The 18563-nt window shown below is 69.7% G+C and carries 22 protein-coding genes and 1 pseudogene; 10 read left to right on the top strand and 13 right to left on the bottom strand.

What is annotated here, in order from left to right; genetic code table 11:
- The 3 genes and pseudogenes from Q8Q77_RS00445 to Q8Q77_RS00455 all read right to left on the bottom strand — a co-directional run.
- Positions 1-239, bottom strand: a pseudogene (locus Q8Q77_RS00445) (succinate--CoA ligase subunit alpha); the annotation flags it as partial.
- Positions 239-1438: an ADP-forming succinate--CoA ligase subunit beta gene (gene sucC / locus Q8Q77_RS00450; protein ID WP_305580052.1), complete on the bottom strand. Its 1200-nt coding sequence runs from the start codon at positions 1436-1438 to the stop codon at positions 239-241. The gene sucC and the pseudogene Q8Q77_RS00445, both read right to left, overlap by 1 nt.
- A gap of 154 nt (positions 1439-1592) precedes the next feature.
- Positions 1593-2111: a DUF2306 domain-containing protein gene (locus tag Q8Q77_RS00455; RefSeq protein ID WP_305580054.1), complete on the bottom strand. Its 519-nt coding sequence runs from the start codon at positions 2109-2111 to the stop codon at positions 1593-1595.
- A 157-nt stretch (positions 2112-2268) separates the two neighbouring features.
- On the opposite strand from Q8Q77_RS00455, the gene Q8Q77_RS00460 reads away from it, so the two are divergent.
- Positions 2269-3054: a LytTR family DNA-binding domain-containing protein gene (locus Q8Q77_RS00460; protein WP_305580056.1), complete on the top strand. Its 786-nt coding sequence runs from the start codon at positions 2269-2271 to the stop codon at positions 3052-3054.
- Here the strand turns inward: Q8Q77_RS00460 and Q8Q77_RS00465 are convergent.
- Together Q8Q77_RS00465 and Q8Q77_RS00470 are read right to left on the bottom strand one after the other, a co-directional pair.
- The gene (locus Q8Q77_RS00465; RefSeq protein ID WP_305580058.1) at positions 3029-3670 is read right to left on the bottom strand and encodes a DUF2306 domain-containing protein; all 642 of its coding nucleotides are present in this window, start codon (positions 3668-3670) and stop codon (positions 3029-3031) included. The two genes, Q8Q77_RS00460 and Q8Q77_RS00465, sit on opposite strands and share 26 nt — an antisense overlap.
- Positions 3671-3748: 78 nt before the next feature.
- Complete coding sequence (locus tag Q8Q77_RS00470; RefSeq protein WP_305580060.1) at positions 3749-4288, bottom strand: GNAT family N-acetyltransferase; 540 nt, start codon at positions 4286-4288, stop codon at positions 3749-3751.
- Between the two features lie 129 nt (positions 4289-4417).
- On the opposite strand from Q8Q77_RS00470, the gene Q8Q77_RS00475 reads away from it, so the two are divergent.
- Positions 4418-5134: a lysozyme inhibitor LprI family protein gene (locus Q8Q77_RS00475; protein WP_305580062.1), complete on the top strand. Its 717-nt coding sequence runs from the start codon at positions 4418-4420 to the stop codon at positions 5132-5134.
- A gap of 100 nt (positions 5135-5234) precedes the next feature.
- Here Q8Q77_RS00475 and Q8Q77_RS00480 read toward each other — a convergent pair whose 3' ends face one another.
- Together Q8Q77_RS00480 and Q8Q77_RS00485 are read right to left on the bottom strand one after the other, a co-directional pair.
- The gene (locus tag Q8Q77_RS00480; RefSeq protein WP_305580064.1) at positions 5235-5378 is read right to left on the bottom strand and encodes a hypothetical protein; all 144 of its coding nucleotides are present in this window, start codon (positions 5376-5378) and stop codon (positions 5235-5237) included.
- 151 nt (positions 5379-5529) lie between these two features.
- Positions 5530-6510: a malate dehydrogenase gene (locus tag Q8Q77_RS00485; protein WP_371130380.1), complete on the bottom strand. Its 981-nt coding sequence runs from the start codon at positions 6508-6510 to the stop codon at positions 5530-5532.
- A 138-nt stretch (positions 6511-6648) separates the two neighbouring features.
- Between Q8Q77_RS00485 and Q8Q77_RS00490 the strand changes: the two genes are divergently transcribed.
- Positions 6649-7056: an HIT domain-containing protein gene (locus Q8Q77_RS00490; RefSeq protein ID WP_305580068.1), complete on the top strand. Its 408-nt coding sequence runs from the start codon at positions 6649-6651 to the stop codon at positions 7054-7056.
- Here the strand turns inward: Q8Q77_RS00490 and Q8Q77_RS00495 are convergent.
- Both Q8Q77_RS00495 and Q8Q77_RS00500 read right to left on the bottom strand, forming a co-directional pair.
- Entirely contained in the window at positions 7053-7868 is an 816-nt protein-coding gene (locus tag Q8Q77_RS00495; protein ID WP_305580070.1) for a hypothetical protein, read from the bottom strand. The genes Q8Q77_RS00490 and Q8Q77_RS00495 overlap by 4 nt on opposite strands.
- Positions 7869-7884: 16 nt before the next feature.
- Entirely contained in the window at positions 7885-8736 is an 852-nt protein-coding gene (locus tag Q8Q77_RS00500; RefSeq protein WP_305580072.1) for a CoA ester lyase, read from the bottom strand.
- 58 nt (positions 8737-8794) lie between these two features.
- On the opposite strand from Q8Q77_RS00500, the gene Q8Q77_RS00505 reads away from it, so the two are divergent.
- On the top strand, positions 8795-9178 hold the full coding sequence (locus tag Q8Q77_RS00505) for a DUF2237 family protein (protein ID WP_305580074.1): 384 nt from the start codon (positions 8795-8797) through the stop codon (positions 9176-9178).
- A gap of 30 nt (positions 9179-9208) precedes the next feature.
- Here Q8Q77_RS00505 and thpR read toward each other — a convergent pair whose 3' ends face one another.
- Entirely contained in the window at positions 9209-9745 is a 537-nt protein-coding gene (gene thpR / locus Q8Q77_RS00510) for an RNA 2',3'-cyclic phosphodiesterase (RefSeq protein ID WP_305580076.1), read from the bottom strand.
- A 128-nt stretch (positions 9746-9873) separates the two neighbouring features.
- On the opposite strand from thpR, the gene Q8Q77_RS00515 reads away from it, so the two are divergent.
- Positions 9874-10623 (top strand): Bax inhibitor-1/YccA family protein, encoded by a 750-nt coding sequence (locus tag Q8Q77_RS00515; RefSeq protein ID WP_305580078.1) that lies wholly within the window; start codon positions 9874-9876, stop codon positions 10621-10623.
- Between the two features lie 75 nt (positions 10624-10698).
- On the opposite strand, the gene Q8Q77_RS00520 is transcribed toward Q8Q77_RS00515, so the two are convergent.
- The 3 genes from Q8Q77_RS00520 to acnA form a co-directional block, all read right to left on the bottom strand.
- On the bottom strand, positions 10699-11031 hold the full coding sequence (locus Q8Q77_RS00520; protein WP_305580080.1) for a DUF2794 domain-containing protein: 333 nt from the start codon (positions 11029-11031) through the stop codon (positions 10699-10701).
- Between the two features lie 358 nt (positions 11032-11389).
- On the bottom strand, positions 11390-12070 hold the full coding sequence (locus Q8Q77_RS00525) for a DUF1223 domain-containing protein (protein WP_371130376.1): 681 nt from the start codon (positions 12068-12070) through the stop codon (positions 11390-11392).
- A 144-nt stretch (positions 12071-12214) separates the two neighbouring features.
- Positions 12215-14905: an aconitate hydratase AcnA gene (gene acnA, locus Q8Q77_RS00530; RefSeq protein ID WP_305580084.1), complete on the bottom strand. Its 2691-nt coding sequence runs from the start codon at positions 14903-14905 to the stop codon at positions 12215-12217.
- Positions 14906-15083: 178 nt separating this feature from the next.
- On the opposite strand from acnA, the gene ccmA reads away from it, so the two are divergent.
- From ccmA to ccmC, 5 genes are all read left to right on the top strand, one after another.
- Positions 15084-15686, top strand: coding sequence for a heme ABC exporter ATP-binding protein CcmA (gene ccmA / locus Q8Q77_RS00535; RefSeq protein WP_305580086.1), 603 nt, complete (start codon positions 15084-15086; stop codon positions 15684-15686).
- Positions 15683-16348, top strand: coding sequence for a heme exporter protein CcmB (ccmB, locus tag Q8Q77_RS00540; RefSeq protein ID WP_305580088.1), 666 nt, complete (start codon positions 15683-15685; stop codon positions 16346-16348). The genes ccmA and ccmB overlap by 4 nt, the downstream gene beginning before the upstream one ends.
- Before the next feature lie 177 nt (positions 16349-16525).
- On the top strand, positions 16526-17047 hold the full coding sequence (locus Q8Q77_RS00545) for a Spy/CpxP family protein refolding chaperone (protein WP_305580090.1): 522 nt from the start codon (positions 16526-16528) through the stop codon (positions 17045-17047).
- Positions 17048-17187: 140 nt separating this feature from the next.
- On the top strand, positions 17188-17793 hold the full coding sequence (locus tag Q8Q77_RS00550; protein ID WP_305580092.1) for a Spy/CpxP family protein refolding chaperone: 606 nt from the start codon (positions 17188-17190) through the stop codon (positions 17791-17793).
- Between the two features lie 40 nt (positions 17794-17833).
- On the top strand, positions 17834-18562 hold the full coding sequence (gene ccmC / locus Q8Q77_RS00555; RefSeq protein WP_371130377.1) for a heme ABC transporter permease CcmC: 729 nt from the start codon (positions 17834-17836) through the stop codon (positions 18560-18562).
- Position 18563: the final 1 nt, after the last annotated feature.

Here is an 18563-nt window from a genome sequence, read left to right on the forward strand (position 1 = left end):
TCGGCGGCGAACGGCGGCGGGACATAGATCACGCTGGCGTCGGCGCCGGTCTGCTGGGCCGCCTCACGCACGGTGTCGAACACCGGCAGGCCGATGTGGGTGGTCCCGCCCTTACCCGGGGTGACGCCGCCGACCATCTTCGTTCCGTAGGCGATCGCCTGCTCGGAGTGGAAGGTGCCTTGGGCGCCGGTGATGCCCTGGCAGATGACCCGGGTGTCCTTGCCGATCAGGATGGACATTACGCACGCTCCCGGACGGCTTTGACGATCTTCTCGGCGCCGTCGCTGAGATCGTTGGCGGCGATCACGTCGAGGCCGCTCTCATTGATGATCTTCTTGCCCAGCTCGGCGTTGGTGCCTTCCAGGCGCACGACCAGGGGCACGTTCAGGCCCACCTGCTTGACCGCGTTGACCACGCCGTTGGCCAGGATGTCGCAGCGGGCGATGCCGCCGAAGATGTTGACCAGGATGCCCTTCACGTTGGGATCGGCCATGATGATCTTGAAGGCCGCCGTCACCTTGGGCTCGTCGGCGCCGCCGCCCACGTCCAGGAAGTTGGCCGGTTCGGCCCCGTAGAGCTTGATGATGTCCATGGTCGCCATGGCCAGGCCCGCGCCGTTGACCATGCAGCCGATCTCGCCGTCGAGGGCGATATAGGAGAGGTCGAACTTGGCGGCCTCGATCTCCTTGGGGTCCTCCTCGCTCTCGTCGCGCAGGGCGACGATGTCGGGGTGGCGGAAGAGGGCGTTGCTATCGAAGCTGACCTTGGCGTCCAGGACCCGCAGGTGACCATCGCCGGTGACGATCAACGGATTGATCTCCAGCATGCTCATGTCCTTGGCCAGGAACGCCGCATAGAGCTGGCCGAGCAGGGTGGCGGCTTCCTTGGCGAGACCGCCGGAGAGGCCGAGCGCCTTCGACAGGGCCCGCGCATGGTGCGGGAAGACGCCGGTGGCCGGATCGATCGAGAAGGTCACGATCTTCTCGGGGGTCGAGTGGGCGACCTCCTCGATGTCCATGCCGCCCTCGGTGGAGGCCACGACCGAGACCCGGCTCGTTTCGCGGTCGACCAGCAGCGACAGGTAGAATTCCTTGGCGATGTCCGCGCCTTCCTCGATGTAGAGGCGGTTGACCTGCTTGCCCTTGGGACCCGTCTGGTGGGTCACCAGCACCCGCCCCAGCATCTCCTGGGCGTTGGTGCGGACGTCGTCGGCCGACTTGACCACCCGGACCCCGCCCTTGGCGTCGGACCCGAGGCCTTCGAACCGCCCCTTGCCGCGCCCGCCGGCGTGGATCTGGGACTTCACGACGAAGACCGGCCCCCCGAGGTTCTTCGCGGCCCTGACGGCGTCTTCGACGGTGAAGGCGGCGTAGCCGCGTGGAACCGCCACGCCGAACTCGGAGAGGACGGACTTGGCTTGGTGTTCGTGGATGTTCATGAGGCCGCGAAAATGCGTGATCTGGAGGCTCGCCCGTGCGGCGAGTGGCCGGGGTTATAGGCGCCGAGCCCCCCTGTGGCAACCGCGCCACGGGAAGAAAAGCCGCATTGCAGCAATGACCTGAGCGGGGTCGCCACCGCTGTTTAATTCGCCATCAGGCGAAAAACACGGCCCACAGAATCCGCCCCGGCAGGAAGGCCAGCCCGCCCGCCAGGAACATGCCGCCCACATACATGCCGGTCATCGCGCCGCGATGGGCGCGGACATTATGGCGGCGCGCCGCGTAGAGCGCCGCGGGCAGGGCGATGATCACCCAACCGGAGATGGCGTGGATGAAACTGAAGGCGCCATGGTTCACCTCGCGGATGAACAGCGAGCTGACAGCCGTGGTCGCCATGGTCGCCGCCCAGGTCCAGCCCAGGGTCCGGTGCGGCAGGGTCCCCTTGGGGCCCAGCAGCAGCACGCCGCCGATCAGGAAGGTGACGATCGCCGCGGCCAGGTGGACCTTGATCTGCGGCGCGGCGGCGGCGAGGGGCGCGAAGTCCGGCGCCCGCAGACCAAGGGCTGGTCCGGCGGCCCCGACAGCGGCGGTGGCGGCGGCGAGGGCGGCGGCGAGGGCGAGGCTGATTACGGGCAGGTGGCGATTTGCGGCGAGGCGCGACGTTGCGGGCATCTGAAGGGCTCCTGGGAGGTGGGCGCCGCCTTGGTGGCGCACCCGCCGACGGGTCGCATCCGGCCCTGCATGAGCCGCCGCGCGGACTACGCGGACGGCCGCGCCCCGCCGTTCGCGCTTCGCCAGTCGCCGCGCTGCTTCTCACCGGCCTGCAATCATGATCTCAAGGGCCATGGCCGAGGGGCGCACGCTTAAGGGATTCAACTGGGGCGCCTATAGCGACCTTAAGAGCTGGGCGCGCGGCCTCACGGTCTCGGCCGCGGCAGGGACGTTCCTGGCCCTGTCCGGGGCGTTCGGCACCGACGAGATGACGCTGCCGATGCGCTTCGTCTACTGGATCGCCCTGATGTTGCTGGGGACCATCTGGGGCGGCACGGTCGCCAATTTCGTCTTCGGCCCGCAAGCGCAGGCCGGCCACGTCGTCCTCAGGGTCCTGGTCACGACCCTGGCGATCAGCGGACCGTTCACCGGCGTTGTGTGGCTGGCCAATCGCCTCTTCATGGGCCAGCGGATCGGACTCTATGAGAGCGCCTACCTCTTCCTGATCGTCGCGCTGATCTCGCTGGTGATGACGACGATCAACCTGCTGGTGGAACGTCGAAGCCTGCCGGCGGCGGAGCCGCTGGCCCCGCCCCGGTTCTTGGAACGCCTGCCGCTGAAGCTGCGCGGCGCCGAGGTCTGGGCGGTGGAGTCCGAGGATCACTATCTGCGCCTGCACACCTCCAAGGGCCAGGACCTGATCCTGCTGCGCCTGGCCGACGCGGTGGCCGAGCTGGAGGGGATCGAGGGAACCCAGGTCCATCGCTCCTGGTGGGTGGCCCGCGACGCGATCGCCGACGCCAAGCGCGGCGACGGACGCGCAACCCTGACGCTCAAGGACGGCTGCGAGGTGCCGGTCAGCCGAACCTACGCCAGGATCATCCGCGAAAAGGGCTGGATCTAGGTCGGCGCGTCGCCAGGAAGATCTCCGCCGCGATCAGGTTCGGGACCCAGCAGAGGAACGAGATCGCCCGGTAGGTGTCGTCGTAGCCGAAGGGCGAGAGGAACGCGAAGGGCAGGTAGAGCCGCAGGGTCACCGCCGCCAGGGTCAGGGCGAAGCCGCGGATCATCCAGCGTTCGTGGTCGACGAAGCGCCGCGCCTTGGCGTGCCGCCAGGCCTGGACGACGGTGAACAGCCAGGCCGCCGCCAGCAAGCCGAAGCCCGCCGTGGAAATCGGGCCGGTCTGGGCGCCGAACGCCAGGATCAGTCCGGCCATCCCGGCGACCAGGCAGCAGACCACGTAGAGCGTGCCGATGCGGCGGTGCAGGGACGGTCTCGCGCGGCGCAACGCCGGCATGAACTGGAAGGGCCCGAGGATCAGGGCCGTGGCCGCGAACCCGGCATGGACCGTCAGCACCCCGTATTTCGTGAAGCTGTTGGCCAGGATCGGCGGGGCCAGCCCGAAATCGCCAGGGATCAGATACCTGTACGACATGAGGCCGATGAGCATCGATGAGATCAGCAAGGTCCAGAGACCCCATCCGATCCGGGACGCTCTTGGCTCGTCCATGCTGGTCATGCTTGATCCCGCCCCGATGCTTGGCGGCATTTGAGCCCCAGCGGCGGCGCGGTGACGAGTTACATTTTCGTATGAGTGCTAAGCATTCCTGCGCGCCTGCCACTGCTCGCGGGTCTGGCCCCAGACATCGACGCTGTCGTTCAGGGGCGGTGGCAGCACCGCGTGGCGCAGGATCGTCGAGCCCAGCCGCCGGGCGACGTTCTGGGAATTGACGTTGCCGGGGTCGATGCAGTGGATCACCTCGGTCCAGCCGAGCTGGTCGAAGGCCCAGTCGATGGCCGCAGTGGCGCCCTCAGGCGCATAGCCCTTGCCCCAGTGCTCGCGTGCGATCCCCCAGCCGACCTCGGTCCCCGGCCAGCCATCGGGCGACCAGGGGCCCAGCCGGCCGACCCAGGCCCCGCTGGCCTTCTCCACCACCGAGAACATGCTGAAGCCGGCCACGGTCCAGGCGCCGGTCATGGTGCACATGCCACGCCAGGCCACGGGGCGGGGCTGGGCGCCGCCGAGGAAGCGGCCGGCCTCCTCGTCGGCGACGAAGGCCGCCCAGGCGTCGAAGTCCTCGGCGATGGGAGGGCGCAGGATCAGCCGTGCGGTCTCGAGGGTCGGGCCCAGGCTCATGGCGGCGGTCTCCGGTTGGACTGCACGGCGAGTAGCCGCCAAGCGCCGACGCGGCAACCGCCCTGGCGCGGTTCAGCGACCGTTCAGCCGCCGGGTGCGTTCTGATGGAATGAGATGGGAAGCCCGTGCATGACCTTCGATGATGAGGAAGAACGTCCGCTGGTCTGGGACGCGATCCAGGGTCCGCCGAGGCCCAAGCCGCGCCTTGGCGGCAAGGCCCTGGCCGGCGGGGTGGCGATCGCCTGTGTGCTGGGGCTTGGCCTGGGCCTGGCCGCCAGGCCCGACCTGATCAGCCGCGCCGAGAAGCCGGCGGCGATGCAGCCGCGTCCGGGGACCGCCGAGGGCCAGATCGACATCGTCATGGCCGATCCGCGGCCCGTGCCGCCGGTCCGCAAGAGCGCACCACTGGAGACCATGTCGCCCGACCTCATCCAGGCCGCGCCAAAGCCACCGCCGCCCCTCCCCGTCGTGGACCCTGAGGCGCCTAGGCAGACCCCGCCCCGGGCCGCGCCCGACGCCGGCGTGGACGCCAGTGTCCGCGCGCCGGACCCGGCCCGCGTCGTACGTCCCAGCTTCGACTGCCGCCGGGCGCGCTCCCCGGCCGAGGACATGATCTGCGCCGATCCGGACCTGGCCGCCGCTGACCGGCGGCTGGCGCGCGCCTTCCAGCGGGCCCTACAAGCGGGCACGCCGTACGACCTGCTGCGCGCCGAGCAGGACGACTGGCTGGAGATCCGGGAGGACGCTGCGCGGCGATCGAGCCGAGCCGTGGCGGCCGTCTACGGCCAGCGGATCGCGGAACTGGACGCCATGGCCGATGACGCCGGCCGCGACTGGGAGAACTAGGGCTTCACCCGGCGATAGGTCTGCACCAGGTCGCGGGCGACCCCGCCCTGCGTCATGCGCAGGGTGATGACCAGGCCGTCCGGCTCCTGGCGGACCAGGCTCATGCCCTCTCCGTCCCACGCCCCGGCCAGCCAGGCGGCGTCGGCGGCGCGGCGGCCGCGGGGCCGGCGGTCAGGGCCAGATACAGAAGGGCCGGCGCCGCGAAACGCGCGCCGGCCTTCAGCATCTCGAAGAATATCGTCACGGCGGCCTCCCGGTCCGGGGCCTAGACCATTTTCCGCCGAAGTGGCCGCCGGTTCGGCGAAGAAAATGGTCTAGATTCAAGGAGGCCTGAGCAAAATCCGATCCAATCAGATCGGATTTTGATCGGGGGCCGGACCGGGGCCACGGGAAGCTTAGCCCAGCATGTCTTTGACGGTCTCGCGCTCGCCGACCAGTTCGTCGTTGGTGATCGCGATCTTGCTCTTGGCGAAGTCGTCCATCTCGTAGCTGGTGAGGACGTCGTAGCCGGTGGCGGTGGTCTTCACCGGCATGCCGGCCCAGACGCCGTCGGCGAAGCCGTAGCGGCCCTGGCTCTCGACGGCGACGGAGTGGACCGCGCCGACGGTGGTCAGGTCACGGACGTGGTCGACCAGGGCGTTGGCCGCCGAGGCCGCCGACGACAGGCCGCGCGCCTCGATGATCGCCGCGCCGCGCTTGCCGACGGTGGGCAGGTACTCGTTCTGCAGCCAGGCGTCGTCGCCGATCACCTCGGCGGCCGGCTTGCCGCCGATCTTGGCGTGGGTGAAGTCGGCGAACATGGTCGGGCTGTGGTTGCCGTAGATGAACAGCTCGCTGACCTCGGTGATCGCCACGCCGGCCTTCTTGGCGAGCTGGGCGCGGCCGCGGTTCTCGTCCAGGCGCACCATGGCGGTGAAGCGGTCCTTCGGCAGGCGCTTGGCCTGGCTGGCGGCGATCATGATGTTGGTGTTGCAGGGGTTTCCCACCACCGCGACGCGGGCGTCATCGGCGGCCACGGCGTCGATGGCCTGGCCCTGGGCGATGAAGATCTTGCCGTTGTCCTTCAGCAGGTCGGCGCGTTCCATGCCCGGGCCGCGCGGCTTGGAACCGACCAGCAGGGCCCAGTTCACGTCCTTGAACGCCACATTGGCGTCGCCGGTCAGGACCATGTCCTGGAGCAGCGGGAAGGCGCAGTCCTCCAGCTCCATGGCCACGCCCTTCAGCGCCTTCTGGGGACCTTCAACAGGGATTTCCAGGAGTTGCAGGATCAGCGGCTGGTCCTTCCCGAACATTTCGCCCGAGGCGATGCGGAAGAGGAGGGCGTAACCGATGTTGCCGGCGGCGCCCGTGACCGCGACGCGGATCGGCTTCTTCATGGTCATGGAAATGTCCCGTGTTTTGCGGTGCGAAATTCGCGGGCGGTCTAGCCCCCATATGGCCTTGCGGCAAGGCCAAGTGACAGGGGGCGACCCCGCCGCTACCAAGGCGGCGTCGGATCATGGGAGGGCGCGGCGATGTTTCAGGTGGATTCGGCGTTCCTCGCCACGTCCCACGTCCTGGGCGACCTGGGGCTCAGCCAGGTGCGGCTGCACGACGACGCCCGCTATCCCTGGATCCTGCTGATCCCTCGCGTCGAGGCCGCGCGCGAGCTGGAGGACCTGTCGCGGACGGACCTGGCGATCCTGACCGACGAGGTCCTGGCCGCCGGCCGGGCGGTCCGCGCCTTGGGGGTCCAGGTCGAAAAGCTGAACGTCGCGGCGCTCGGCAATGTCACGCCGCAGCTCCATGTGCATGTGGTGGGCCGCCGGGTCGGCGACGCCGCCTGGCCGAACCCGGTCTGGGCCCGAGGCGATACCGAGCCCTATGGGGCCGAGCCCCTGGCGCGGACCCTCGCCGCAGCGAAGGCGGCGCTCGGCCTCTAGTCCCGCCGCAGGACGACCGCGCGGCGCCGGCCGCCTTCCTCCAGCTCCCCGCTCCAGGTCCCGTCGAGGCTGGCCTTCAGCACCAGGGTGGTCACGCCCTCGCCGCGGCGCGGATAGAAGCTGACGATCAGCTCGCCGCCGGTGCGCTGGATGGCGCTGAGGAATCCGGAGGAGTCGGTGGCGCCGCGCCGGCGGGGGTCGCGCCAGGCGCCCTCCGGCGGCTCCAGCCCGTTGTCGACCAGTTGCAAGGTGTAGAGCGCCGCCCCCTCCCCGCCGCGCAGGGTCCAGGCGCCGTCCAGCGGCCCCTGCAGCCCCTGCGCCGAGGCGAAGGACGAGCGCATCCGCGACTCATAGCTCAGGTCCGTGGTGGTGGGCGGAGCCTCCGGCGAGCGGCCAGTCTCGTCGACATGGGTTGGGGCGGTGAGCGTCGGATGCGGCGGCGGCGGCGGTGTGTAGACGGGCGTGATGACGCTCGGCGGTCGCGGGAGCGTCGGGAGCTCGGGAACCGGCGCGGGAGATGGCGTCGCCGGGGGCGCATGGTTCACCGGCGGGAGCGTGAAGGCGGACGCAGGCGCGGGTTCCGGTTCGGGCGGCGACGGCGGCCCCTCGGCAGCCTCGGCGTCAACGGTTTCCGGATCGGCGGCGGGCGCGGCCGGAGCGGTGGGAATGGACTCGGCCGGCGCGGGTTCGGCAACCGGCGCGGGCGGCCCCTGATCCAGGAGGGCGGCGATGGGATCGGCCTCCTGCGCGGACGCCGGGGCGTGCGCGGCGAGCGCCAGGGCCAGGGCGGCTTGCAGGAGCGGAAGTCTCAATCTCAAGGCCGGCGTCTCACGATGCGGCGATGGCGTCCGCGACGGCGATCAGACGCCGCGCCTCGTCCAGATGCAACAGCTCCACCATCCGGCCATCCACCCGGATCACGCCCTTGGCCGCGTTTTCCGGCAGATCGAAGGCCGCCACGACGGTCCGCGACCAGACCACGTCCTCGGCGGCGGGGCTGAAGGCCCGATTCGCGGCCTCGATCTGGCGCGGATGGATCAGGGTCTTGCCGTCGAAGCCGAAGGCCGCGCCCTGGTCGCACTGGGCGGCCAGACCCCCGTCGTCCTCGATGCCGTTGAACACCCCGTCCAGGACCACCAGCCCATGGGCGCGGGCGGCGGCCACCGTCAGCGACAAAGGCCCGGCCAGGGGCAGGCGTTCCACATCCAGGCGGCAGCGCATCTCCTTGGCCAGGTCGTTCGTCCCCGCCACGAAGGCCGACAGCCGCCCGCCCGCCGCGGCGATCTGGGGCAGGGCGAAGATCGCCGCGCAGGTCTCGATCATCACCCACAGCGCGGTGTCGCCCGACATCCCCGCCTCATAGGCCGCGACGTCGGCGGCCGACGAGACCTTGGGCGCCAGGATCGCGTCGGGACCCGACGCCGCGGTCGCCTCCAGGTCGGCCCGGCCCCAGGGGGTGTCCAGCCCGTTGATCCGGATCACCACCTCGCGGCGGCCAAAGCCGCCGGCCTTCACCGCGGCCACCGCCTGGTCCCGCGCCAAGTCTTTGGCCTCGGGGGCGACGGCGTCCTCCAGGTCCAGGATCACCACGTCGCAGGCCAGCTCGCGGGCCTTTTCGATGGCCCGGGCGTTGACGGCGGGCATGTAGAGGGCGCTGCGGCGCGGCCGGGGCGAGCTCAAGCGTCTAGCTCCATGGTTCCGATGGCGAAGCGCCCTTCTTAGGGGCTAGGATGGGGGCATGACCATCCGCTACGACGACGGGGCCAAGAACGTGCTGGGCGGCGAGCTCGTCTCCTGCTCGCTCGACCCCGTGACCGGCTTCTTCCGCAACGGCTGCTGCGAGACCGGGCCGCACGATGTGGGGATGCATACGGTCTGCGCGGTGATGACCGCCGAGTTCCTGACCTTCTCCAAGACCATGGGCAACGACCTCTCCACACCGATGCCGGACTACGGCTTCGCGGGACTCAAGCCCGGCGACCGCTGGTGCCTCTGTGCGCCGCGTTGGAAGGAGGCGCTGGACGCCGGCATGGCCCCGCAGCTGATCCTCGAGGCCACCCACGAGGAGACCCTGGCCATCGTGCCCCTGGGCGTCCTGAAGGATCACGCCGTCGACGCGTAGTCGCCCCCAAAGGGGAGCGTCTGGAAGGCTTCACACCAGCGGATATTCCCGCTCCAGCCGATAGCGGGAGCCCTCGTCCGTGCGCCAGCTCGAATAGAGGCCGAAGCTGGTGGCGCGGAAGGGCGGAGACTTCAGCAGATTGTTCTGCGCGATCCAGTCGGCGACCTGCGCCGGATTGGGGCGGCGCAGATAGGCCAGGGTGACATGCGGCTTGTAGACCCGCGTGTCGGCCGCCAGCCCCGCCCGCCGCGCGGCGGTCTCGCAACGCGCCGCCAGGTTGCGCAGGTCGGGGTCCTCGACCACGCCGGCCCAGACCGCATGGATCTCCGCCCCCTCGCCGAACGCGCCGACCCCTTCCAGCTCCAGGCCTAGCGGCAGGCCCGTCACCATGGCCAGCTCGGCGTCCAGGTCGGCCGCGACATCCTCGCGCACGTCGCCGAAGAACCGCAGGGTGATGTGAAAGGCCTCCAGCGGCCGCCATCGCGCGCCGGACAGATCGTCCTGCCGCGCGCTCAGGCCCTCGCCGATCTCCGGCGGGATGGACAGGGCGGCGAACAGGCGGATCATCGGCTTCTACCTAGGCTGCGGCCGGGCTGACGCAATCGTAATCGGGGAAACCTTGCGTCGAACACCCCAGACACCGATATTCAGCGGTGCGCCCGCTTGGGGCGCTTCGATAAAGGGCTTTGTCTCTGATGAGCGACTTCAACCGCGGCGCTGCTCGCACGATCCCCGTGGATCGCGCCGACATGTCGGTGGACGTGGGCCTGCGCAGCTTCATGCTCGGCGTCTACAACAAGGTTGCGCTGGGCCTGCTCCTCTCCGCCGCCCTCGCGTTCCTGACCGGCAGCTTCCCGCCGGTGCGCGACCTGATGTTCTCGGTCTCGCCCACGGGCCGGGTCGGCTACACCTTGCTGGGCATGGTCGTGGCGTTCTCGCCGCTCGGCGTGATGCTGATCGGCATGTTCGCCATGAAGAACGTTACGCCGCGTTCGTCGGGCATCTTCTACTGGACGATCGTCAGCCTGATCGGCGCCGGCCTGGGCGTTCTGGCCCTGCGCTACACCGGGACCTCGATCTTCTCGACATTCTTGATCACCTCGGCGGCCTTCGGCGGCCTGTCCCTGGTCGGCTACACCACCAAGAAGGACCTGACCGGCTTCGGCAGCTTCCTGATCGTCGGCCTGATCGGCCTGGTGATCGCCAGCCTGGTCAACATGTTCCTGCAAAGCCCGGCCATGGCCTTCATCGTCAGCGTTGTGGGCGTGCTGATCTTCGCGGGCCTGATCGCCTACGACACCCAGCGCCTGAAGATGAGCTATTACGAGATGGGCGGGAACGAAGCCGCCATGGGCGTGGCCACCAACATGGGTGCGCTGAACCTCTATCTCGACTTCATCAACCTCTTCCAGTTCCTGCTCAGCATCTTCGGCGACCGCCGCTAGATCCGGTCCAGGACAGAACATTCGAAGCCCCGGCGGGAAACCGCCGAGGTTTTTCTTTGCGGCGGGCGCTGGCCCTTAGTCCACGATCTTGAAGCGGCCCTTGTCGAAGAACCGCAGCACCTGGTCCAGGTCGTGGCCGCGGCGCAGGATAAGGCCGCCCTGGCCTATGACCGCCCAGGCGCCCTGGCGGCGCGCCAGGGAAGGCCGCTTCTCGATGCGGTAGAGCGGCGCCTCGGAGGCCCGCCGGAAGATCGAGAAGACGCAGGCCTCCGCCGTGGCGCCGACGCCGTAGTCGCGCCACTCGCCAGCGGCGACCATTCGACCATAGAGCGAGAGGATACGCCCCAGTTCGTGGCGGTCGAAAAAGACCTGCGCGCGGGAGGTCTGGTGGGACGGATCGAAGACCATCGCTGCGAAGGGTAACCCCAAACCGCGTCGCCCGACAATCCGGGGAAGCGTGACCGTGCAGACACGCCCCTCCGGCAATCTAAAACAACCGTAACCTCACGCCATGGAATGACCTTATTTCGGTCCAGCGCCCGCCTGATCCACTACCGATAGTCCTAATCGTCGGTTGGCCGGAACCTGCTGGTCCCGGATCCTGAACAGCCCCCCCAGCCCCCCTGGATCGTGGGCTTCGGTCAGCCGGCGCTCTACACCCAGATCGTCCAAGTCTGGAAACCAACGAGAGACCCGCGCGGGATGCCCCCCACCCGCGCGGGTCTTTTCGTATTTGGGTCGACTTGCAGTTGCAGGCCCTGGGCCGCTAGGGCGCCTTCAGGGCCGCGGCGAGGATGCCGCCGCCCTCCGGGCCCTGCACCAGGACCGCGGTGGCCAGGCCTTCCTCACTGGGCGCGGGCAAGCGGTAAGCCGTGGGCCGGCCGCGCCAGCGCCCGAGCCGTATGATCTCACGCACCACGTTTCGGTGGACCACGGTCTTGCCGCGGTTGTCGCCGGTCCTGACCACGACGTCCTGCTCGCGCGGATCGTAGCGCACCAGCCAGACCTCGGCGCCGCCGCGCGGAACCAGACCCGATCCGACATCCACCCGGCGCGGGCCGATGAAAGCCATGTCAGGCGGATTGCGCGGATCGCGCGCCGCATTGGCCAGCAGCTTGTCGACCTTGTCGGTCTGCAGTCCACCCGCCTGGGCGCGGCCGTCGACCACCACCTGGGGCGTATAGGGCTCGCGCAGGGCCAGCCGCGTGACATACGCCTTCTGACGGTCGGCGAACTCCGGCTTGGCGAAGGTGTCGGGCCAGCCGAGATAGTCCCAGTAGTCGACCCCGAAGGTCAGGGCGAGCACGCCCGGCCGCTCGGCGAGCTTGCCGACATAGCTGTTGGCCTCCCCGCAGGAGGCGCAGCCCTGAGCGGTGAAGAGCTCGACGACCACGGGCGGCTTGGCGGCCAGGGCCAGGCCGGGGCTCGCAAACAGGATCAGGGACAAAAGCGCGGCTTTACGCATCGTGGCGCAATAAAGCGGACTTCCTCGAAGAATTGGTTTCAACAAGGTGTGACCAGGCCCTGATGGAAAGATAAAGGGGCCCGCCGGCGGCGAGCCCCTTCGTATTGTCCGCGGGTGTCGGCCGTCCTAGGCCGCCGTGCGGGCGAGGTTGCGCAGCACGTAGTTCAACACGCCGCCGTTCTTGAAATATTCGAGCTCGGTGGGCGTATCGATCCGGCAACGGACCGGGAAGCGGGCGATGCGGCCGTCCGACGGACGATACATCTCCACCGTCAGCTGCTTGCGGGGCGAAAGCTCCGTCAGGCCGCGGATGGTGACGATTTCCTCGCCGGTCAGGTTCAGCTTCTGCCAGCCTTCCTGGGTGAACTGCAGCGGCAGCACGCCCATGCCGACCAGGTTCGAGCGGTGGATGCGCTCGAAGCTCTCGGCGATCACGGCGCGGACGCCCAGCAGCTTGGTGCCCTTGGCCGCCCAGTCGCGCGACGAGCCGGTGCCGTATTCCTTGCCCGCGAAGACCACTGCCGGCCGGCCTTCCGACTGGTAGCGCATGGCCGCGTCGTAGATCGACATGATGTCGCCCGACGGGAAGTGCTTGGTCACCCCGCCCTCGATGTCCGACGTGATCTTGTTACGGATCCGGATGTTGGCGAAGGTGCCCCGCATCATGATCTCGTGGTTGCCGCGGCGCGCGCCGTAGGAGTTGTACTCCGTGGCGGGCACCTGGCGCTCACGTAGGTAGACCCCGGCGGGCGAGGTCGCCTTGATCGAACCGGCCGGAGAGATGTGGTCGGTGGTGATCGAGTCGCCGAACACGCCCAGCACCCGGGCCTCGACGATGTCGACGACCGGGGTCGGCTCCATCTTCAGGTCCTGGACGTAGGGCGGGTTCTGGACGTAGGTCGAGCCCATGTCCCAGGCATAGGTCTGGCCGCCGGCCACCTTGATGCCCTGCCAGTTCTTGTCGCCCTTGAAGACATCGGCGTAGCGGGTGGCGAACATCTTCTGGGTGACGTGCTTGCGCTGCAGGACGGCGATCTCTTCCGAGGTCGGCCAGATGTCGCGCAGATAGACCGGCTTACCGTCCTTGCCGTCGCCGAGGGACTCGGTGGCCAGGTCGATCTTCATCGAGCCGGCCAGGGCGTAGGCGACCACCAGGGGCGGAGAGGCCAGGTAGTTGGCCCGCACGTCCTGGTTCACGCGGCCTTCGAAGTTGCGGTTGCCCGACAGCACCGAGCAGGCCACCAGATCGCCGGCCGTGACGGCGTCCGAGATCGCCTCCGGCAGCGGACCGGAGTTGCCGATGCAGGTGGTGCAGCCGTAGCCGACCAGGTTGAAGCCCAGGGCGTCCAGCGACTTGGTCAGGCCGGCGGCCTTCAGGTAGTCGGTGACCACCTGCGAGCCGGGGGCCAGCGAGGTCTTCACCCAGGGCTTCACCTTCAGGCCCTTTTCGATGGCCTTTTTGGCCACCAGGCCCGCGGCGATCAGAACCGAGGGGTTGGAGGTGTTGGTGCAAGAGGTGATGGCGGCGATGACCACGTCGCCATGGCCGACGTCGAACTTCTCGCCGGCGACCGGAACGCGGGCGTCGGGCGCGTCGCCCTTGCCGAAGTCCTTGGTGAGCGCGGAGGCGAACTCGACGGCCGCGTCGGAGAGCAGGACCCGGTCCTGCGGACGCTTCGGGCCGGCGAGAGACGGCATGACCGCACCCAGGTCGAGCTCCAGGGTGTCGGAGAACACCGGATCGGCGTCGCCCGGCTCGACCCACATGCCCTGTTCCTTGGCGTAGGCCTCGACCAGGTCGGCGCGGTGGGCCTCACGGCCGGTGGCGCGCAGATAGTCGATGGTGGCCTTGGTCACCGGGAAGAAGCCGCAGGTGGCGCCGTATTCCGGGGCCATGTTGGCGATGGTCGCCTGGTCTTCCAGGGTCAGGCCCGCGAGGCCCGGGCCGAAGAATTCGACGAACTTGCCGACCACGCCCTTCTTGCGCAGCATCTGGGTGACGGTCAGCACCAGGTCGGTGGCGGTCGCACCGTCGGGCATGGCGCCCGAGAGCCGGAAGCCGATGACCTCGGGGATCAGCATCGGGATCGGCTGGCCCAGCATGGCGGCCTCGGCCTCGATGCCGCCCACGCCCCAGCCCAGCACGGCCAGGCCGTTGATCATGGTGGTGTGGCTGTCGGTGCCGACCACGGTGTCGGGATAGGCGACGGTCTCGCCGGCTTCCTCGTTCAGCCAGACGGTCTGGGCGAGATACTCAAGGTTCACCTGGTGGCAAATCCCGGTGCCGGGCGGCACGACGCGGAAGTTGTTGAAGGCCGAGGAGCCCCAGCGCAGGAAGCGGTAGCGCTCGATGTTGCGCTCGTACTCGCGCGCGACGTTCTCGCCGAAGGCCTTGGCGGTGCCGTAGTGGTCGACCATGACCGAGTGGTCGATGACCAGGTCCACGGGGGTCAGCGGGTTGATCTTCTCCGGATCGGCGCCCAGGTTGGTCATGGCGTCGCGCATGGCGGCCAGGTCGACCACGGCGGGAACGCCGGTGAAGTCCTGCATCAGCACCCGGGCCGGGCGGAAGCTGATCTCGTGTTCGACCGAGCCCTTGTTGACCAGCCAGGCGGCCAGGGCCTTCAGGTCCTCGGGACCGACGGTCTTGCCGTCTTCGTTGCGCAGCAGGTTCTCCAGCAGCACCTTCATCGAGACCGGCAGGCGCGAGACGCCCGAAAGACCGGCTTCCTCGGCGGCGCGAAGGCTGTAGTAGACGTAAGACTTACCGCCCACCGCGAGTTCGCGGCGGGTCTTCAGGCTGTCGGCAGACGCCATTTTCAAGGATCCTTCCTCTGTTCGCGGCCGCTCAACGTCCAACCCGGGGATCGCGCGCTTTTGGAGGCGGACACACAGCGTTCGCTCCAGCGCCGCGTACGCCCCCCGAGGTGGCGACGGCCGCGCGCGTCATAGCCGCTGGGAACCGGCTCGTCCATGCGGCGGGAACCACCCCGAGATGATCGCGCGCCTGGAGATTGACAACCTGGCTCTGCGCCGGGGCGGGCGACGGCTGTTCCAGGGCCTGACCCTGACCCTGGAGGCCGGCGAGGCCGCGGCGCTCACGGGCCCCAACGGGGCCGGCAAGACCAGCCTGTTGCGCGCGATCGCGGGCCTGGTCGCGTCCGAGGCCGGGACCATCGGCTTCGGCGATCTCGACCCCGACCTGGCGCGCCGCGACCACATCCACCTGGCCGGGCATCAGGACGGCCAGAAGCCCGCCCGCACGGTCCGCGAGGAGCTCGCCTTCTGGACGTTGTGGACGGGAGGGACCTCGGCCTCGGCCAAGGCCGCGGCCCACACCCTGGAGCTCGCGCCCCTGCTCGAGCTGGAGGTCCGACGGCTGTCGGCGGGCCAGAGGCGCAGGCTGGCCCTGGCCCGCCTGCTGGCCGCCCCGCGCGGCCTGTGGCTGCTGGACGAACCGCTGAGCCCGCTGGACGCCGAGTGGCGGCTGCGGTTCGGGGCGATGATGGCCGCGCATCTCGCCGCCGGCGGCATGATCGTCGCCGCCGTCCACGATCCGCTGCCGATCCCCGCCCGCGCCCTGGAGATCGGAGCGTGAGCCGCGCGTTCGCCCTGTTGTCGCGCGAGACGGCCCTGGCCTGGGGCAGGGGCGGCGGGCCCCTGGTCTCGGTGGGCTTCTACGCCGGGGTGGCGACCCTGCTTCCCTTGGCCATCGGGCCGGAGCCGGCGCGGCTCACGGCCGTGGCGCCCGGCGCGGCCTGGGTGGCCCTGGCGCTCGCCGCCCTGCTCTCCCTCGACCGCCTGTTCGAGCGCGACTACGAGGACGGGGCGCTCGACCTGCTGGTCATGGCGCCGACGCCCCTGGAGATCACCTGCGCCCTGAAGTGCCTGGGCCAGTGGATCGCCACCGGGGCGCCCCTGGCCCTCGCCGCGCCCGTCGCCGCCATCGCCCTGGGCGCCGAGCCGCGCCTGGCGCCGGTGATCTTCGCCTGCGCCCTGATCGGCGGCCTGGCCTTCGCCTTCGTGGGCGGGATCGGCGCGGCGCTCAGCCTCGGCGCCCGGCGCGGCGGCCTGCTCACCGCCGTCATCGTCCTGCCGCTGTTCGTGCCGCCGGTGATCTTTGGCGGCGGGGCGCTCGACGCCTTCACGGGCGGCCTGCCCTGGACCTCCGGCCTCGCCCTGCTCGCCGCCTACGCCGCCGCCGCCGTGGCCCTGGGCCCGATCGCCATGGCGGCCGCCTGCCGCAACGCACTCTCCTAGAGCGTGACAGCCTGAAGTGGATACCGGTTCAGGCGCCCGTCACGATCTAAGCTTTTGAAGTTAGACCCTTGTCATCCAATTCAGATGAAGCCCTCTGAACTGGAAAGGGTCTAGCGACGGACTTCGAGCCCCCGCCCGTTCAAGTCTGCAAGGGGCATGAATCTGGAGTTGCGAACAATGAACCTTGGAAAGCTCGCGCCGCTGGCGCTGGGCGGCCTGATCCTCGCCGGCGGCCTGGCCACCGCCAGTCTGGCCCAACAGCCGCCCCTTCCGGCCACCGCCATGCCGGGCCACGGCGATAAGGCCGGCAGCCATGACGGAATGCGCCATGCCGATCCGGCCGAACGCGCCGCCCGCCGCGCCGAGCACCTGCGCGCCGCCCTGCAGCTTCGCCCCGACCAGGAGGCCGCTCTGAAGGCGTTCCTCGGCGCACACCAGCCGCCCGCCGGCGAGCGGGGTAAGTTCCGCGAACGCCGCGGGGAGATGGCCCAGATGACCACGCCCCAGCGGCTCGACGCCCAGAAGGCGCGGATGGCCGAGCACCAGGCCCGGTTCGAGCAGCACGCCGCGGCGACCAAGCGGTTCTACGCCCAGCTTTCGCCCGCCCAGCAGAAGGCCTTCGACGCCCTGGGGCCACGGGGCGGGCGCGGTGGTCACGGCGGCGGCCGTCATCACGGCCGGATGGGTGAACGCGGCTAGCCCCTGATCGCGGGACGGGCCCGCCGTCCGCCCCGCGACATTACGAAAGCTTCACCTGGAAGCGCCGTCCTTGGCCACTTTTCGCCATGGTCGGCGCGGAACGTCGGTCTCTCGGCAACCGCCAACAGGGAGAAACGGCGATGTCTCGAGGCTTGACCTGGCTGCTCGCGGGAGCCGCCCTATCCCTTTCCGCCGGAGCGGCGCTCGCCGCCGAACCCAAAACGGCGCCGGCCCCCAAGACCTGGACCAAGAAGTTCGTCGACAAGGACGTCATGATCCATGCGGGCCCCGACCGCAGCATCATGATCCTGCGCCATGGCCACCGGGACGACCATCTGAAGGCGATCCTGCAGCTTCGCCCCGACCAGGAGCTGGCGCTGAAGGCCTATCTAGAGGCGGTGAAGTCCAGGCGCGACCACGTGGTCGACTTCGAGCACGCGGTCGAACGTCGCGCCACCATGGCCCGCCTGGACGAGATGGAAGCCCGGATGGCCGAGCACCAGGCCGCCATGAAGGCCCGCATCGACGCCACGCGCGCCTTCTACGCGGCGCTCGACGAGCGCCAGAAGCGCGCCTTCGACGAGATGCCGATGCTGATGTTCGCCGGGCCGGGCTTCGGGCCCATGCCGCTGGGCCCCATGGCGGTGATGCATCACATGCCGAGGATGCACGATTTCGACGGCGAACCCCTGCTGCCGCCGCCCATGTCCCCTGAGCCACCCGTCCCGCCGCGGTCGCCGCGCTAGGCGCCTTGCCCACGGCCGCGCCGGGGTCTAATCCGCCCGGATGATCCCGGCGCCGGCTTTCCTGTCGAACCCTGAGCGGTTCATGGCCTTTTCCCGCTGGGCCGCGCCGATGTTCGGCGTGCTGGCGGCCGGCCTGGCCGCCGCCGGCCTGTGGCTGGCCTTCGCCGCGCCCGAGGACTACCAGCAGGGCGACACCGTGCGGATCATGTTCGTCCATGTGCCCGCCGCCTATATGGCGAGCTTCGTCTATGCGTGCCTGGCCGGGGCGAGCTTCCTGTCCCTGGTCTTTCGCCACGCCCTGGCCGACGCCGCGGCCCAGGCCGCCGCGCCCTTGGGCGCGGCCTTCACCTTCCTGGCCCTGGTCACCGGCGCCCTGTGGGGCGCGCCCATGTGGGGGACCTGGTGGGTCTGGGACGCGCGCCTGACCTCGGTGCTGGTGCTGCTCCTGCTCTATCTGGCCTACATGGCCCTGCGCGCCTCGCTCGACGACGAGACCAAGGCCGCGCGGGCCGCCGCGATCCTGGCCTTGGTCGGGATCGTCAACCTGCCGGTGGTCAAGTTCTCGGTCGACTGGTGGAACAGCCTGCACCAGGGCGCCACGGTGTTCCGCGCCGACGGTCCGGCCATGGGTCCGGAATTCCTCTGGCCGCTGGCCCTGATGGCGCTGGCCTACACCTCGGCCTTCGGATCCCTGTGGCTGGTGGGCATCCGCGGCGAGGTCTGGCGCCGCCGCGCCGAGGCCGCCGCCCTGCGCGCGGCCAGGAGCTGAC

It is taken from the genome of Phenylobacterium sp. (assembly GCF_030698145.1).
Lineage (GTDB): Bacteria > Pseudomonadota > Alphaproteobacteria > Caulobacterales > Caulobacteraceae > Phenylobacterium.